The organism is Georgfuchsia toluolica (genome assembly GCF_907163265.1).
Lineage (GTDB): Bacteria > Pseudomonadota > Gammaproteobacteria > Burkholderiales > Rhodocyclaceae > Georgfuchsia > Georgfuchsia toluolica.
This window is the reverse complement of the sequence record NZ_CAJQUM010000001.1, coordinates 2,443,839-2,458,933: the sequence shown is the minus strand read 5'-3', so window position 1 is coordinate 2,458,933 and position 15,095 is coordinate 2,443,839. Positions and strand designations below refer to the sequence as shown.

13 protein-coding genes are annotated in these 15,095 nt (G+C 62.7%); 4 read left to right on the top strand and 9 right to left on the bottom strand.

Annotated elements, in window-relative coordinates; all coding sequences use genetic code 11:
* Nucleotides 1–88: 88 nt before the first annotated feature.
* The 6 genes from K5E80_RS11620 to K5E80_RS11595 all read right to left on the bottom strand — a co-directional run bounded on the left by K5E80_RS11620 (nucleotide 89) and on the right by K5E80_RS11595 (nucleotide 8,573).
* Complete coding sequence (locus K5E80_RS11620) at nucleotides 89–841, bottom strand: FmdB family zinc ribbon protein (RefSeq protein ID WP_220636307.1); 753 nt, start codon at nucleotides 839–841, stop codon at nucleotides 89–91.
* 9 nt (nucleotides 842–850) lie between these two features.
* On the bottom strand, nucleotides 851–1,468 hold the full coding sequence (locus K5E80_RS11615; protein WP_220636306.1) for a DUF374 domain-containing protein: 618 nt from the start codon (nucleotides 1,466–1,468) through the stop codon (nucleotides 851–853).
* A gap of 19 nt (nucleotides 1,469–1,487) precedes the next feature.
* Nucleotides 1,488–5,840, bottom strand: coding sequence for a hybrid sensor histidine kinase/response regulator (locus K5E80_RS11610; RefSeq protein WP_220636305.1), 4,353 nt, complete (start codon nucleotides 5,838–5,840; stop codon nucleotides 1,488–1,490).
* 73 nt (nucleotides 5,841–5,913) lie between these two features.
* Entirely contained in the window at nucleotides 5,914–7,659 is a 1,746-nt protein-coding gene (locus K5E80_RS11605) for a methyl-accepting chemotaxis protein (protein WP_220636304.1), read from the bottom strand.
* Between the two features lie 12 nt (nucleotides 7,660–7,671).
* The gene (locus tag K5E80_RS11600) at nucleotides 7,672–8,178 is read right to left on the bottom strand and encodes a chemotaxis protein CheW (protein ID WP_220636303.1); all 507 of its coding nucleotides are present in this window, start codon (nucleotides 8,176–8,178) and stop codon (nucleotides 7,672–7,674) included.
* The gene (locus tag K5E80_RS11595; RefSeq protein ID WP_220636302.1) at nucleotides 8,175–8,573 is read right to left on the bottom strand and encodes a response regulator; all 399 of its coding nucleotides are present in this window, start codon (nucleotides 8,571–8,573) and stop codon (nucleotides 8,175–8,177) included. Before K5E80_RS11595 ends, K5E80_RS11600 begins: the two co-directional genes overlap by 4 nt.
* Before the next feature lie 114 nt (nucleotides 8,574–8,687).
* Between K5E80_RS11595 and thiD the strand changes: the two genes are divergently transcribed.
* The 3 genes from thiD to hemL all read left to right on the top strand — a co-directional run bounded on the left by thiD (nucleotide 8,688) and on the right by hemL (nucleotide 11,745).
* Nucleotides 8,688–9,509, top strand: coding sequence for a bifunctional hydroxymethylpyrimidine kinase/phosphomethylpyrimidine kinase (gene thiD / locus K5E80_RS11590; RefSeq protein ID WP_220636301.1), 822 nt, complete (start codon nucleotides 8,688–8,690; stop codon nucleotides 9,507–9,509).
* A gap of 194 nt (nucleotides 9,510–9,703) precedes the next feature.
* Entirely contained in the window at nucleotides 9,704–10,336 is a 633-nt protein-coding gene (gene thiE, locus K5E80_RS11585) for a thiamine phosphate synthase (protein ID WP_220636300.1), read from the top strand.
* Nucleotides 10,337–10,467: 131 nt separating this feature from the next.
* Nucleotides 10,468–11,745: a glutamate-1-semialdehyde 2,1-aminomutase gene (gene hemL / locus K5E80_RS11580; RefSeq protein ID WP_220636299.1), complete on the top strand. Its 1,278-nt coding sequence runs from the start codon at nucleotides 10,468–10,470 to the stop codon at nucleotides 11,743–11,745.
* Here the strand turns inward: hemL and K5E80_RS11575 are convergent.
* Both K5E80_RS11575 and K5E80_RS11570 read right to left on the bottom strand, forming a co-directional pair.
* Entirely contained in the window at nucleotides 11,732–12,640 is a 909-nt protein-coding gene (locus K5E80_RS11575; protein WP_220636298.1) for a TIGR01777 family oxidoreductase, read from the bottom strand. The genes hemL and K5E80_RS11575 overlap by 14 nt on opposite strands.
* Nucleotides 12,641–12,866: 226 nt before the next feature.
* A complete protein-coding gene (locus tag K5E80_RS11570) occupies nucleotides 12,867–13,412 on the bottom strand; it encodes a class I SAM-dependent methyltransferase (RefSeq protein ID WP_220636297.1) in 546 nt (181 codons plus the stop codon).
* A 418-nt stretch (nucleotides 13,413–13,830) separates the two neighbouring features.
* Here K5E80_RS11570 and K5E80_RS11565 point away from each other — a divergent pair, with 418 nt between their 5' ends.
* Nucleotides 13,831–14,796, top strand: coding sequence for a lipid A deacylase LpxR family protein (locus K5E80_RS11565; protein WP_220636296.1), 966 nt, complete (start codon nucleotides 13,831–13,833; stop codon nucleotides 14,794–14,796).
* On the opposite strand, the gene K5E80_RS11560 is transcribed toward K5E80_RS11565, so the two are convergent.
* Nucleotides 14,777–15,064, bottom strand: a complete 288-nt coding sequence (locus K5E80_RS11560) for a TMEM175 family protein (RefSeq protein ID WP_246590961.1) — start codon at nucleotides 15,062–15,064, stop codon at nucleotides 14,777–14,779. The two genes, K5E80_RS11565 and K5E80_RS11560, sit on opposite strands and share 20 nt — an antisense overlap.
* Nucleotides 15,065–15,095 lie beyond the last annotated feature (31 nt).

The window sequence follows — 15,095 nt, the reverse complement described above, 5'->3', positions numbered from 1 at the left end:
CGGGCGAGCTGTGCAAAGCGAGCCCTCCGGGGGTGGGAGCGTTCAATTTGCCTTTGCGCATTTTTATCCTCTAGGGTGGCACTGGCGATTATGCGCGTTTATGCCAGTGCCACAACGCCCAGGCCGCCGCCGCGAGCGACAGCAGCATCAGCGCAAAGCCGAGATGATGCGCCCAGGCGCCATAGGCTTGCGAGCGCTGCACCTTGCCGAATTCGCCGAGCAGGTAGATCCAGTCGTGCGGCCCGTCATCGCCGGTATGACCGCCAAGCAGGATCAGTTGCGGTTCCCTCGCGTCATAGATATAGGGCGCCAGATCCATCAGGCTGACGCTCGCCCACCAGGCGCCGACCGCGCCGCCGAAGGCATCGCGGTTCTGCCACAGCAGCGCGCCGCCGATGATGAGCGGAAACAGCAATTGGAACAGGCTGCCGCCGAGGATGGTCATCAACTCGCCGAACGGAATAAACAGAATGTGCCCGGCTTCGTGGATCGGCAGCAGGATGTTGTGCATGAACGATTGCCCCATCTCGCCATTGCGGTAATTCATCATCCCGAGGCGAACGCCCCACACCAGCAGGAATAACAGGATCGCGGCGCGGCCCCAGATCTGCGCGCCGCTCACGTTCTGCGGCACGTGCAGGATGCGCTCAAGAATGCAGTCGCGCCAGTTTGCCGCCTCGGCATCCGGCTCCGTCTCCTCCTTGCGCAGCGCGGGCGGCACAAAGCTGTCGCGCGCCAGCCACTTGGCGAAATAAATGCCGCAGGCCGGGCATTGCTCTGGCGGCGACGTGTCGCCGGACTGCCGCAGATGGCCGCATTTCGGGCATTGTTTCAAGCGCATCGTCATGAATCAGAGTAGCGGCGTCAACTTCTTCAATAAACTTTCCGCATAGGTATTAAGGCGATCCAGCTTTTTTCGGTCTGCATCGGCGGGGATGACGAGCGTGACGAATTCCAGCTCTATCGACGCGAATGGCAGCGGGATCAGGAAGCGATCCCAATTGCTGCCATGGACTGAACTGCCGGCGCTGACGCGGCACAATACCAGCGGCACGCCGGCGCGGTGTGCCGCGATTACCGCGCCCGGCTTCATGCTGTGCTGCGGGCCGCGCGGTCCGTCGGGCGTGATCAGAACACGCTTCCCCAAATTCAGCGCGCTGACCATATTGGCAAGCGCCTCGCTGCCGCCCTTCGACGATGAGCCGCGCACGGTTTCGAAACCCCAGCGCCCGACCAGATCCGCCAGCAGGCCACCATCGCGGCTGAGGCTGATCAGCGCCATCGCTTGCGTATCGGCGAAATGCTTCCATACCGGCAGCATATCGCCGTGCCAGAAAGCGATGACCGCCGCACCCTCGGGCAGTTCGCCTGACACGCGAATGCGCCAACTGCGCGCCAACTGGTAAAAGAGCCACGGCGCGAGGCGGGCCGTTTGCCGGCGCAGCTTCTTCAGCATGGCAAAAGGCATGGAAAGGGTTTCTTCTGGATCATCTGGCGATGAATCCCGCGATCATCGCCAGCAACTCCGCTTCGTCGTAGGGCTTGCCGAGATAATTATTCACGCCGAGTTCCAGCGCGTAGTTGCGGTGCTTGTCGGCGATGCGCGAGGTGATCATGATGACGGGCAGCGACTTGAAGCGCGCATCGGCGCGCAGGCGGCGCAGCAGTTCGAACCCGTCCATGCGCGGCATTTCTATATCGAGCAGCATCACAGCGGGTACCGCCTCGGCCAACTGTTCCAGCGTATCGACGCCATCCTTCGCCGTCATCACGCGATAGCCGGCACGGTCGAGCAGGCGGCCGGTGATCTTGCGCACCGTGAGCGAATCATCGACCACCATCACCAGCGGCGGCAATGCGGCTGGCGCCGGTTCAGCTACCGGCACCGGAGCGCGCGGTTGTGTTTGCGCCAATTGTGCGTTGACCAGGAGCAGCGGATTGACGATCAACACCACCTCGCCATGGCTGAGAACGGTGGCTCCGCTGATGCCCGGCACGTGCGCCAGCTGCGGGCCGATGTTCTTGATTACCACTTCCTCGTTGCCGACCAGCGCATCCACTTCCAGCGCAATCTGCTGCACGCCACCGCGTAGTACCAAGACCCAATGGCGGTGCTGCAACAGCGGCTGGGTCGCACTGTCTCCCAGCAGGCGCGGCAGGTAATGCAAGGCGAGGCGCTGACCCTGCCACTCCAGCTCGGCAGCGGAGCGCAATTGCACCATCGCCTCGGCTTTCATGTCGCTGGCCTGCACTACCATCGATGCCGGAATGGCAAAGGTGCGCCTGCCGGATTTCACCAGCACGACAGGAAGCACCGCCTGCGTCAGCGGCAGATGCAGCGAGAAAGTGGTGCCGCGGCCCGCTTGCGCCCTGACGTCGACATGGCCGCCCATTGCCGCGATCTCACTTTTGACCACATCCAGGCCGACACCGCGTCCGGCACTTTCCGAGAGGCGGGTCACGGTGGTGAAACCGGGCCGGTATATCAGCTGCTCCAGTTGCGCTTCGCTGGTTTCCTGATCCGCGCCGAGCAGGCCGCGCTTGACCGCTTCGTCCCGAATGCACGGGTAATCGAGGCCGCGACCGTCATCGCCGACACTGATCTGCACCTCGTTACCGGCCTGCAGCAGCGCCAGCCGCACTTCGCCCTGCGCCGGCTTGCCGGCCGCGGCGCGCTGGTCGCCCGTCTCGATGCCATGCACGACGGCGTTGCGCAGCAGATGTTCGAGCGGCCCCGTCACTCGCTCCAGCACCGAGCGGTCGAGTTCGACCGCGCCACCTTCAATGACCAGCCCGATCTTTTTGCCGGCTTCACCGGCGGTCATCCGCAGCACCCGCCGCAGGCGTTCTGCAATCGTGCTGAATGGCACCATGCGCACGCCCATCAGCTGCTGTGCCAGTTCGCGCGCAAGGCGGGCCTGCTGCGTCAGCGCGGCATCCACCTGATCCAGGTCATGCAGCAGGCCGTGCTCGACGGTGGCGACGTCGTTCACGTCCTCGGCGAGGATGCGCGTCAGTTCCTGCATGCGCGTGAAACGATCCATTTCGAGCGGATCGAATTCCTGAATACTCTCCTCGCTGCCATGTGACTGCGCATTCGACTGTATGCGCGACTCGGCCTGAATCTCCAGTTCGCGCAAATGCGTGCGCAGGCGCGCCACGTTTTCCGTCAGGTCACCGAGCGAAGCCCGCAACGATTTTGCGCTGCCCTCGATGTGCGCGCGCGCGATCGCAATCTCGCCCGCCTCGTTCACCATGGTGTCGACCAGCCCAGCCGGCACGCGCAGCATCGGCTGCGGTGCTTCCGCGCCTGCCTCCGGCGCCGCGCGCAAGGCGCCGATCCGGTTGACGATGCGATCGAACCCCGTTTCCAGTTCATCGATCAGCTCCGGCGTTACAACTGCCGTGGCCTGCGCAGCGGCGATACGGGTCTCGATGTTGTGTATGGTCTCGCCGATATCGACCGCGCCGGCCATGCGTGCGCTGCCCTTGATCGTATGCAGAATGCGTTGCAGTGACTCGGCTCCGCTTTTGCCTTCGTTGCGCCAGCAGCTGAAGCCGGCGGCGACGGCCGGAATCAGATCTGCGCACTCTTCAAGGAACACGGGCAGCAGAGTCTGGGATTTTGCTCGGGTCTGCTCCATATCCGCGACTGCCGGCGGTTTGGTGCGAACTGCCTCGGCATGCTGCGCCGGCTGTTGCCGGATGGCTTCGCACTGACGCAACAAAGACGTGGTATCCGGTGTGCCCGCACCGCGTTGCAAATTCCCTATCCAGTCGGAGACGACATGCCGCGCCGTATCCACCATTTCGTGCAGCTCCGGTGTGGCCGGCCCCCCGCTTTGCAGATGGCGCTCAAGCACGGTCTCGACGGCGTGCGCGGTTTCGCCGAAATCCATCAGGCCAACCATGCTGCTGCTGCCTTTCAAAGTGTGAAAGCAGCGGCGCAGGATGGACAGGGGTTCGGGGTTGGCCGGGCTGGTCATCGAGCCACCGAGCTGTATGCCAATGGTGTCGAGTGCCTGCGCTGCTTCTTCGATGAAAACGGCGAGCAGTTCGTTATCCACTTCCTCGGCGTTGGCATGCGCGAGCCGGGCGGCTTCGTTTGTCACCGACTCGGCGGCGACAGCACCGCCTGGAATCCCCGCCGCCGCTGGTGCGGGTGCAGTTTCGCTGCCGGATGTGGACAGCGGCGGCGGCGCAAGCAGGGCATCGAGGTCGGTCGGGCCGCGCTGCAATTGTTCGACAAAGAAATCGAGCGCCGAAATTTTTCTTGCCACTTCCTCGAACTCGCCGGGCTGGCGCTCGTGACCGGGAACAAGGAATGTTCCGATGCGCCGGGCGCACTCCTGTGTCACTTGCACCGCGCGCGGCTGGCCAAGCTGCTCGAACACGCCGGCAATTTGTTGCAGGGTTTGGGCGACGCCGGCCAGTGCTTCGGCTTTGGCGCTGTCACGGAAGAAGACGTCGAGCGCCCGTTCGACCTGGCGCAGGTCGTCGCGCAGGTCGCGTCCTCGCTGCCGCAGGACGCTGCGGTTGCCGGCGCGCTGCGCGAGCGCCTGCAACGCGGGCAATTCGTGGGACGGCAGCGTTTCCCCGCGCTGCAATGCATTCAGGCGTCCGGTCAGCGCATCCACCTGCGCAACGAAGCCGCCATCGAGCGCATCGAATCGATTGACTGCGTTCTCGGTGAGCAACAACGCCGTTGCCACCTCGCCGGCCAGTGCATCGCTGTGTAGCAGCGGGTTCTTGCGCAGCAGATTGGCGGCATTGGCCAGCGCCGCCACCAGCCGCGCCAGATCGACATGCCCCAATTGTTGCGCCAGCGTCAGCAGTTGCGCGCTTTGTTCGTGGAAACGCGGCAGGGCAATCGCCGCCCCGGCGCAGAACTGATCCCAGTCGTCGACGCTGCTGCCAAGACGCTCGCGCATCTCGCGCAGGGCCGCTTCGCGCGGATCGCCCGCCGTGGCCTCGACCGGCACCAACTCACGCAAACGATAGGCGGCGCGCACCAGATCGATGCGCTCATTGCTGACGGCGGCCATGGCAACGTCGTAGAGCACATCGCGCATCAGGCGCTCGGGCACCGCCTGAGCGCCATCGCGCAGCAGGCGCACCTGCTCGTCAATGTGCCCGCACAGACGCCGCGCCGCATCGTCATCGGCAATGCCACCCAAGGCCAGGGCATCGAACCAGGCCAGCGTTACCCACCAGAAAGCGCGCGCCGCCGGCTGCTCCTGCAGCGTCTCGATCATGGCGGTCGAGTTGCGCATGTCGCGTATTCCGCTTGCATCCTGCTTCAACCACTTCGCCCGGCCGCGTTCGAAGCCGAGCCGCGCCGCCCGGAGCCGTGCCTGTCGTGCCTGCTCGTCGAGCTGCGTTGAACCGGCTGCGCGTTTCGGCGGACGCTGCGTGAGATCGGGGAAGAACAGATCGGCGGCGGCCGTTTCCTGCGTGCCGGACGCCGCGTTCAGGCGGCGATAGACAGGCAACAGGCGCAGCGCTTGATCGGGTAGCCCGGCAATCAGCTCGTCGAGATACTGGCGCAAGCTGGCGATGCCTTCCTGCGCCGCTTCGCCAAGGGCGGGTGACCAGGACGCCGCGCCTTGCGCCAGCGCATCGAGCAGGCGCTCGATGGCGCGCGCGAACTCGGTAATGCCGTCCAGTCCGACCACCGCCAAAGCGCCATGCGCCTGATGCAGGTGGGTGCGCACCCCGGCGAGCAGCGCCGCATCCTGGTGAGTGGCGTATTTCTGCAGCAGCTCGGCGGCACGGCCCAGCGCGAGTTCGATTTCTTCCTTGACCCAGGACAGCGGGCCAATGTCGAGTTCAAGGTTCATAGGTTCAAGATGCAAGGCGTAAGATGCAAGTGGGGTTCCGTGACCCTTGAGCCTTGAATCTTGAACCTGCTTTTCATACCTTGAATCCCGCAACGGAGTTCTTCAATTCCACCGCCAGCTCCGCCAGTTCGCCGATCGAGAGCGCCGTGCTGCGCGTACCGTTGCCGGTCTGCTCGGTGATGCGCAGGATTTCGCGCATGGCTCGCGCCACCTGCGTCGCCACTTCGGCTTGTTGCCGCGTGTCATTCGAAATGCCTTCGATCAGTTCAGTCAACTGGCGCGACACGATCGAAATGTCGGCCAGCGCATCACCTGCCGCATTCGACAGGCGTGCGCCTTCGATCACGCCCTGCGTGGAATTTTCCATGGCCGCTACCGCACCCTGCGTGTCTGACTGAATTGTCTTCACCAGCACTGCGATGCGGCGCGTCGCGGCGGCGGAACGCTCTGCCAGGCGCTGCACTTCTTCCGCCACCACGCTGAAGCCGCGCCCGGCTTCACCGGCCGAAGCGGCCTGGATGGCGGCATTCAAGGCCAGCACATTGGTCTGTTCGGTGATATCGGAAATCAGTTCGACGATTTCGCCGATCTCCTGCGATGATTCACCGAGGCGCTTGATGCGCTTCGAGGTTTCCTGGATCTGGCCGCGGATGCCATCCATGCCGCTGATCGAAGCGGCCACCGCCGTCGCGCCCTTGCTGGCGGCATCGAGCGATTGGCGCGCGACGCCGGCCGACTGCTCGGCCTTGCCCGACGCCTCTCGCATCGACTGCGCCACCATCAGCACCTGGCCGCCGGCGCGGCGAATTTCCTGCGACTGGGCTTCGCTCGCGGCGAGCAATTCTTCCGAAGTGCGCGCCGCCACGCCGGTAGCGGTGGCGACGCGGTGTGCCGTGTCGTTGATGCGCCTGACCAGCACCGAGAGTTCCGCGATGGCGTAATTCATCGCTTCGGCAATCGTGCCGGTGATGTCCTGGCCGATGCTGGCGCGCGCGGTGAGGTCGCCATCGGCAAGATGCCTGATCTCGTCCATCAAGCGGTGGATCGCGGCCTGCGTTGCGGCATTGGCTTCTTCCGCCGAGCGCCGCTGCTGCGCCAGCAAGGCCTGGCGCGCCGTGACATCGGCATTGAAGACGCGGAAGAACAGCACCAGCATCAGCATCGCCAGCGAACCCAGTCCGGCAATCAGGGCGCGATTGCGCGCGGGCTGGTTGAGGGCATCGTCCGCACCCAGCCGCAACTGCATCACGGCTTCGCTCAGCCGGGCATATTTCTGGTTCGCTTCCAGCATTCCGTCGGGCGGGTTTGTTCCCGGCGTTGCCGCCACGCCCGGCAAAGTCTTGTCATACGCCGCCCAGCAGGTTTGTACGGCGGCCAGCGTGGTGCGCAGCGTTTCGACGGCGGGCGCAACCGTCTTGCCATCGAGTTCACCGCCGCCGTCGAGCAGCGCCAGCAGTTTCGCTTCGCGCGCGCGCGCCGCCTTCAATTCCTGCTGGGCGGATGCCATTCCTTGCGCCGCCGGTGGGGCGAGGCGCGCCATGCGTTCAGTCAGCACGCCGATTTCGCCGGCAAGGCTCAGGTGCGCCGCCCGGTTGGCCGCAGCACGGCTGTCGGTGACGGCAAAATAAGCGGCACAGGCCAGGAACATCAGGAATAGCGCTGCCAGCACCTGCAATTGAAAACTCAGCGGCAGACGCAAACGTTTCGCCGGCGCTGCGGCGGGTTCTGCTTGCGCCTTGGGTGACGGCTTCGGTGCTTCAGGCAAGCCGCCATCAGGAGGAGCATCAATAGGTTCGTCGAGATTGAGGTCGATTTCCATGAGCAGATTCCGTCAATTCGCGATATTGAGAAATTCACTGGCGCCCAGCAGCACGGGCAGCAGCAAATGCATCCAGGTTCGGCCCGCGCTGTCGCGATAGCGTTCGCCGCGCCAGGGTTGCACGGGTGCATGCCCATTGGGGAGGAGTAAAACTTCCAGTGTCGCCAGCGCCTTGAGCCCCTGTGTGCTGGACACGAGCAACGCCACGTTGCCGCTGCGCGGGCCGGCCAGCAGCAATCTCGTTTGCATAGTGGCCGGCGTCGGATCGGCGCCATGAAAGGCGGCAAGATCGGTCACGCTGTAGAGTGTGCCGCGAATGTTGGCAATGCCACGGAACCAGGACTTGGTCAGCGGTACCTCGGCGAGGGCCGGCACCGGCAACACTTCGCCTACTGCGGTGAGATCGACCAGCCAGTGCTCGCCGCCGGATTCGAAACCGAGCAGCGATCGCGACCCAGTCTCCGCGCCGACACGCTGCGTTTTTTCCGCCTCGATTTGCTGGAAATCGGGCTGCGTCATGCTGGCTTGCCGGGGTGGGTTTGCGCGGTGACTGCTGCAATCAGGCTGGCTGCGGTAAACGGCTTGGTAAGGTATTCGTCGGAACCGGCCATGCTGCCGCGCGCGCGGTCGAACAGGCCGTCGCGCGAAGATAGCATGATCACCGGAGTCGCGGCGAAACGCGGGTTTTTCTTGATCAGGGCACAGGTCTGGTAGCCGTCGAGACGCGGCATCAGGATGTCGCAGAAAATCACGTCCGGCTGGTGGTCGGCGATCTTGGCCAGCGCATCGAAACCGTCCTCGGCCAGCACTACGCGGCAACCGGTCTGGAGCAGGAAAATTTCCGCACTCCTCCTGATGGTGTTCGAATCGTCGATCACCATGATTTTCATGCCATCAAGCGGACGTTGGCTCATTTCATATTTCCATCATCTCGTCGCATTGTCGCCAAACATCCCTTGTTGAAACGCGGCACCATCCCGACTGCGCCTCTAATATAGAATTGCAACATCTTACCGCAGGCACCCGCCATGGCTTCCGACGACTTCCAACCTCCGCTGGTCCTCACCTTCGCGGCGTCGGATCCGACTGGCGGCGCCGGCATTCAGGCTGATCTGATGACCCTGTCGAGCATGGGCTGTCATCCGCTCTCGGTCATTACCGCCATCACCGTGCAGGACACCGCCGGCGTCGAAGCCGCTTTCGCGGTGGATGCCGACTGGGTCGCCGATCAGGCCCGCGCCCTGCTCGAAGACATGCCGGTCGCCGCTTTCAAGATCGGTATGCTGGGCAGCGTCGAGACCATCGCCGCGATTGCCGAAATCATCTCGGATTACCCGGACATTCCGCTTGTCTTCGACCCGGTGCTCGCCTCGGGGCGCGGCGACCAGTTGTCGGACGAGGAAATGGTCGAGGCCATGATCGAACTGCTGCTGCCGCAGACCACCATCCTCACCCCGAATAGCCTGGAAGCGCGGCGCCTGGCCCAGGACGACGACGACGATAGCCAGCCGCTCCTGGCGGCCTGTGCGCACCAGTTGCTCAAGAGCGGCTGCGAATATGTGCTGATCACCGGCACGCACGAGAACACGCCGCAGGTTGTCAATACTCTCTACGGCGCGAGCGGCCAGGTGCGCGAGGACAAATGGGATCGGTTGCCCGGCAGTTATCACGGCTCGGGCTGCACCCTGGCCTCGGCCATCGCCGCCAATCTGGCCTGCGGCATCGAAATCGGCGAAGCCGTTTTCGAAGCGCAGGAATACACCTGGCATACGCTCGCCAACGGCTTTCGTCCCGGCATGGGGCAGTACATCCCCGACCGCTTTTTCTGGGCAAGGGAGGATGATGAATAAATCATCTTCCTCCCTTGCCCAGACGGGCCCGTTGGGCCCTTGGGCAAAAAAATGTGCCCACCCCCCTGCCCTGCTCCAGGGCTCGCCCTGCATGGCTCGCCCGTCTCGACGGCGCAAAGCGGTGCTTTGCGAAACCACGCCTCGACCCCCGTGGGCGGGGGTGACTATTTGCTCGCTGCGCTCACGGGATTTTTATGCCGGCTGAGATGCGCGATCGCGATCAACTGCGCGGCCTGTATGCCGTAACGCCCGACGACTATTTGCTGCCGCGGCTTTCCGCCATGGTGGGCGCGGCGTTGAAGGGCGGCGTCAAGCTGGTGCAATATCGCAACAAGACTGCTGCGCCACCACTGCGCCGGGCGCAGGCCGCCGAGCTGCTGCGCATCTGCCGCGCCGCCGGCGCCAGGCTGATCGTCAACGACGATCTCGCCCTGGCGCTGGAGATCGGCGCCGACGGCGTGCATATCGGCCGTGATGATGGCAATCCTGTCGCGACGCGCAGTTTGCTGGGGCCGGACAAGATTCTCGGCGTTTCCTGTTACAACGAGCTTTCCCGCGCCGCAGCCGCGGCCCAGGCAGGCGCCGATTACCTCGCCTTTGGCGCGGTATTCGCTTCGCGAACGCGGCCTGATGCGGTGAATGCGCCACTCTCGCTGTTGGCGGAGGCGAAGCGTTTCGGTCTTCCCATTGCCGCCATCGGCGGCATTACACTCGGTAGCGCTGGCAGCGTGATCGAGGCCGGCGCCGACATGCTGGCCGTGATCACCGATCTGTTCGATACCATGAACATCGCTGCGCGAGCGGCGGAATATCAAGACTTGTTTTGAAACAAAACCCATTAGCCACAGAGTTCACAGAGAACACAGAGGAAAACCAAAAACCAATCTGCGTGATTTTTTGAAGTGGTTTTCTCTGTGGACTCTGTGTCCTCTGTAGCCGAAGTCTTTAAGGTTTTAATATGACCAAAAACGAACAACTCTTTGCCCGCGCCCAGGCCACCACGCCGGGCGGCGTCAATTCTCCCGTGCGCGCCTTCCGTTCCGTCGGCGGCGCGCCGCGTTTCTTTGCCAGGGGCGCCGGCGCCTATGCCTGGGATGCCGATGGCAAGCGCTACATCGACTACGTCGGCTCGTGGGGCCCGCTGATCCTCGGCCATGCCGATCCCGACGTGGTGCGGGCAGTGCAGGAAGCGGCGGCCAATGGTTTGTCATTTGGCGCGCCGACCGAAGCTGAAATCGAACTCGCCGAGCTGCTCGTCAAACTGGTGCCGAGCATGGAACTGGTGCGTCTGGTTTCATCGGGCACCGAAGCCACGATGAGCGCGATCCGCCTCGCCCGCGGCTTCACCGGCCGCGATGCCATTGTCAAATTCGAAGGTTGCTATCACGGCCACGCCGACAGCCTGCTGGTCAAGGCCGGCTCGGGCATGCTGACTTTCGGCAACCCCTCTTCTTCCGGCGTGCCGGCCGATCTCGCCCAGCACACGCTGGTGCTCGATTACAACAATGCGCAGCAATTACGCGACGCCTTTGCCACCCACGGTGGCAAGATCGCCTGCGTCATCGTCGAGGCGGTCGCGGGCAACATGAACCTGATCGCACCAAAGCCGGAATTTTTGCAGGCGATGCGCGAGTTATGCACACAACATGGCGCGCTGCTGATCTTCGACGAAGTAATGACCGGCTTTCGCGTCGGCCCGCAATCGGCGCAGGGCCTGTACGGCATCAAACCCGACCTGTCGACCTTTGGCAAGGTGATCGGCGGCGGCATGCCGCTCGGCGCCTTCGGCGGACGGCGCGACATCATGGAAAAGATCGCCCCGCTCGGCCCCGTATATCAGGCCGGCACGCTTTCCGGCAATCCGCTCTCGGTTGCCGCCGGTCTTGCCACACTCAGAAAGATTCAGGCGTCCGGCTTCTACGAAAATCTCGCCAGGCGCACAACATCACTGGTCACAGGACTTACCGCCGCCGCCAAAAAACATGGTGTGAAATTCTGCGCGCAATCGGTCGGCGGCATGTTCGGGCTCTACTTCGCCGCGACACCGCCCGCGTCCTACGCCGAGGTCATGACCTGCGACAAGGAAGCCTTCAACCGCTTCTATCACGCCATGCTCGAAGCCGGCATCTACTACGCCCCCTCGGCCTACGAAGCGGGCTTTGTTTCTGCCGTGCACAGTGATGCCGACATCGTCGCCACTGTCGCGGCGGCGGAGCATTATTTCAGCAGCCTGTAGTCCCAAACAGGGCTTCGAGCGCATCCGCCAGCGTTGGATAAGCGAAGCGATAGCCCAGCGCTTCGGCCTTGCGCGGCAGCACCTTCTGCCCGCCGAACAGCAGCACCGAGCGTTCGCCCAGCAGCGGCTTGAGCAGCGCTGCGGGTGCGGCGAGAAACGCCGGCCGATGCAGCGCATGCGCCAGCGCGGCGGTGAATTCGGCATTCGTCACCGGCCTCGGCGCCGTCATATTCACCGCGCCTTCGGCAGCGGTATGGAGTAGCAGCAGACGCACGATGGCAACGTAATCGTCGATGTGAATCCAGCTCATCCACTGCCGGCCATTACCGAGCCGGGCACCGAGACCGAGCGCAAATGGCAGCCGCATTTTTGCCAGCATACCGCCGTCCGCGCTGAACACCAGGCCCGTGCGCAACAGGCACAGCCGCACACCGGCCGGACAAGCTTTCTGCGCGGCGGCCTCCCAAGCCAGACAAAGTTTCGCGGCGAAGTCGGTTCCGGCATGACCTGTCTCATCCTGCTCGGTATCGCCGCTGTCGCCGTAGTAACCGATCGCCGAACCGCTCAACAACACGGCCGGCTTCTGCCGTGCCGCCGCGATGCGCTGCACCAGTTGTTCGGTCAGGCTGACGCGGCTGTCCCATAAGCGCTGTTTGCGCGCGGCGGTCCATGCCGCATCGACGATGGGTTCGCCGGCGAGATTGATGATGGCATCGAAATGCTGTTCCGGCGGCCACTCGGCGAGCGAACCGAGGGCGAGCACAGCCGGCCCGCACTTCGCCGCCACCGTTTGCGGCCTGCGGCTCAACACCGTCAGCGCATGGCCGTCGCGCAGCAGGGCCGCGCAAAGCGCGCGGCCGATCAAGCCGGTACCGCCGGTGATGAGGATGTTCATTGAGTGAATGAGGGCTTCGCTCGGATGGACAGCCGCTATATTGAACCTTTTAGTCTCTTACCACTCAAGTCTTGGCAGAATTGGCGAAGAATATCGAGCGAAGCGGGCCAATCAGTAGCCGCCCCTTGAGGGGCGGATGGGTGGGGTGGGCCTTCAATTCGCTTTTCCGGCCAAGAGACCAAGTGCATGATCGGAGGCGGCCCTGTTGGGTTCCGGCTCGGCCAGCTTAGGTTGCCTGTGGCAGCAAGGCGGGGGCAGCGCCGGTAATGGCGCAGATGCGTTGCACGACGGCGGGTCTGGGGCTGTCGATGCGGCCCTGTTCGAAGGCTACCACGGTCAGCGCCGGCTGCACCAGGTCCAGCAATTCCCCCGGTCGCAACAGGAATTCCGGATTCGCGGGCCGGCCGACCAATTCGTTGCCAATCATGAAGGTTTCATAGATCAGCACCCCGCCCGGCTTGAGCGCGCCGATCAGGGCGTCGAACAATGGCCGGAACAGGTAGTTGGTGACGACAACTCCGTCAAAATAACCGCTGGCATAGGGCCACGGGCCGCCTTCCAGATCTGCAATGCGGGCCGTGATCCCCGCTACGCCGGCCAGACTCGCCAACGCTTCCGCATCCCTGTCCACCGCTTCGACGCGAAAGCCCTTCGCTGCCAGCAGACGCGCATGGCGGCCGCGGCCGCAGGCCAGGTCGAGCACGATGCCGCCTTGCGAGATCAGCGGCGCGAAACGGCGTACCCAGTGAGAAGGTGACAGGCTGTCATGCATGTGCAAGTTGATTCCTGATGGCAGGCTGCAATGCGATAAGTTTTACGGGTGTTTGCTCCGTGCATTTAACCATCCATGCTTCAATTATGCCCTTATGTAAAGCTTTGCATAAGTGCCCTGCGCTGCCCTTCATGCTGCCGACCTTGGATGGCCGCTTTCGGAGATGAATCAGACGGCTTCAAATCTGCAAATTGCGCTTTCAAGAGCATGCGATCCGTCATTAAAGAATCGCGCGGAAATATTTGGAACACAGCAGGTGCTCTGCCAAGGGGTGCGACGTTGTTTGACTGACATAAAATTTTGGCTACGTGATCCAATACACCCTCGAAATGCGCAGAATTGCTAAAATCCAATTTGGCTGATTTATTCGGAACTGAATCATAAGATGACGTCAATTCGATTTAGGCAATTCGGCTACATGAATTTGTTGGTTGCAGCCATAACCGCCTTGGGCAATGCGGACAATGCCATTGCAGAAGAGAGCCTAAATGCGGTAACAGTCCAGAATCACAACTTCGCGGGCAGTAAGGCGGACGGCTATACGAACGGAATCTTCCTTTCGCGCGTTCGAATGCCATCCCCGAACGAAAATGCTGTGGATTCGTCTTTGTTGCTCGATCCGACGGTGACTTGGCTTGGCATGCCAAAGCCTACTTTGGCTTCCTCTTCATTAGGCCAGATAATGATCACCCCGCATGCGATTGAACAGCGCATTCCGGATCCGAACGATGTGCCTTATGTCGGCGGATTGATATTCCGCTCAGCCAATGTATACGTACATGATGACGTTGCTGACCTGCTGGCGCTTGATCTTGGTGTACTTGGCCCCGCCTCGGGGGCAGCCCAGATGCAACGTTTTATACACCGCATGTTGAATACTACTCGGCCGAAAGGTTGGAGTAGCCAAGGGAGAAACAAGCCGCTCGTAGCAATCGATGCATATAGAGCATGGCGCTACCACTGGCCCGATTCAGGAAATGGACGCACAGGCGGGGATGTCGTGGCACTCGGCGGTGGGGCATTGGGAAATCGAGAATCCTCCGTTGGCGTTACCTTGATTGCACGCTACGGTACTGATTTAGGCAGGAGTTTTCCAACAGTCGCCCGACTCAATGGGCGCCGCGGCGATCCGATCGCGATCAACAACAGCTGGTTTGCCTATGCGGGTTTTTCGGCCGACCGCATCGTCGGTGATACGGGCATCGGGAGCGATGCGCCGGGCAACAATACGCAGCTGCGAAAAACTCAAGTCGTTCCAGTGGTGGGTATTGCCTATGGCTGGTCACGGTCTTCGCTAACGTTTTCCCTGCAATCCGCAACCCCGATGGTCGAGTCTGTTAGCCACCGGCAATCCTACGGATCGATCACATACATCTGGCACTGACGCCGGCCCCTGCGCGGAGATGATGGCCTGCTGCAGAAAACGGGAACAGCGATAGCCGGAACGGCAAATACAGATTCGGCCACAGCACTGCGCCGGTCACCTTCTCGGTTGCATGCAGCAAGTGGTGATGGTTGTTCCAGTAGATGCCGACGTGGATGAAGCTCAGAACATAGCTCAGGAACACGGGAACAATTTGCAGCAGCGCTTCAATGCCCTCGCCGTGAGGCACTTTTATTTCAAGCACCATGATGGTGATGATGAGTGGCACCGGACGACCAACGAGGCCGAGGCGCAGGCAC

Bases quoted from the DNA above. Each gene is read 5' to 3' on its own strand.
- K5E80_RS11620 (WP_220636307.1), bottom strand. From the start codon at position 841: ATGCGCTTGAAACAATGCCCGAAATGCGGCCATCTGCGGCAGTCCGGC.
- K5E80_RS11615 (WP_220636306.1), bottom strand. From the start codon at position 1,468: ATGCCTTTTGCCATGCTGAAGAAGCTGCGCCGGCAAACGGCCCGCCTC.
- K5E80_RS11610 (WP_220636305.1), bottom strand. From the start codon at position 5,840: ATGAACCTTGAACTCGACATTGGCCCGCTGTCCTGGGTCAAGGAAGAA.
- K5E80_RS11605 (WP_220636304.1), bottom strand. From the start codon at position 7,659: ATGGAAATCGACCTCAATCTCGACGAACCTATTGATGCTCCTCCTGAT.
- K5E80_RS11600 (WP_220636303.1), bottom strand. From the start codon at position 8,178: ATGACGCAGCCCGATTTCCAGCAAATCGAGGCGGAAAAAACGCAGCGT.
- K5E80_RS11595 (WP_220636302.1), bottom strand. From the start codon at position 8,573: ATGAGCCAACGTCCGCTTGATGGCATGAAAATCATGGTGATCGACGAT.
- thiD (WP_220636301.1), top strand. From the start codon at position 8,688: ATGGCTTCCGACGACTTCCAACCTCCGCTGGTCCTCACCTTCGCGGCG.
- thiE (WP_220636300.1), top strand. From the start codon at position 9,704: ATGCCGGCTGAGATGCGCGATCGCGATCAACTGCGCGGCCTGTATGCC.
- hemL (WP_220636299.1), top strand. From the start codon at position 10,468: ATGACCAAAAACGAACAACTCTTTGCCCGCGCCCAGGCCACCACGCCG.
- K5E80_RS11575 (WP_220636298.1), bottom strand. From the start codon at position 12,640: ATGAACATCCTCATCACCGGCGGTACCGGCTTGATCGGCCGCGCGCTT.
- K5E80_RS11570 (WP_220636297.1), bottom strand. From the start codon at position 13,412: ATGCATGACAGCCTGTCACCTTCTCACTGGGTACGCCGTTTCGCGCCG.
- K5E80_RS11565 (WP_220636296.1), top strand. From the start codon at position 13,831: ATGAATTTGTTGGTTGCAGCCATAACCGCCTTGGGCAATGCGGACAAT.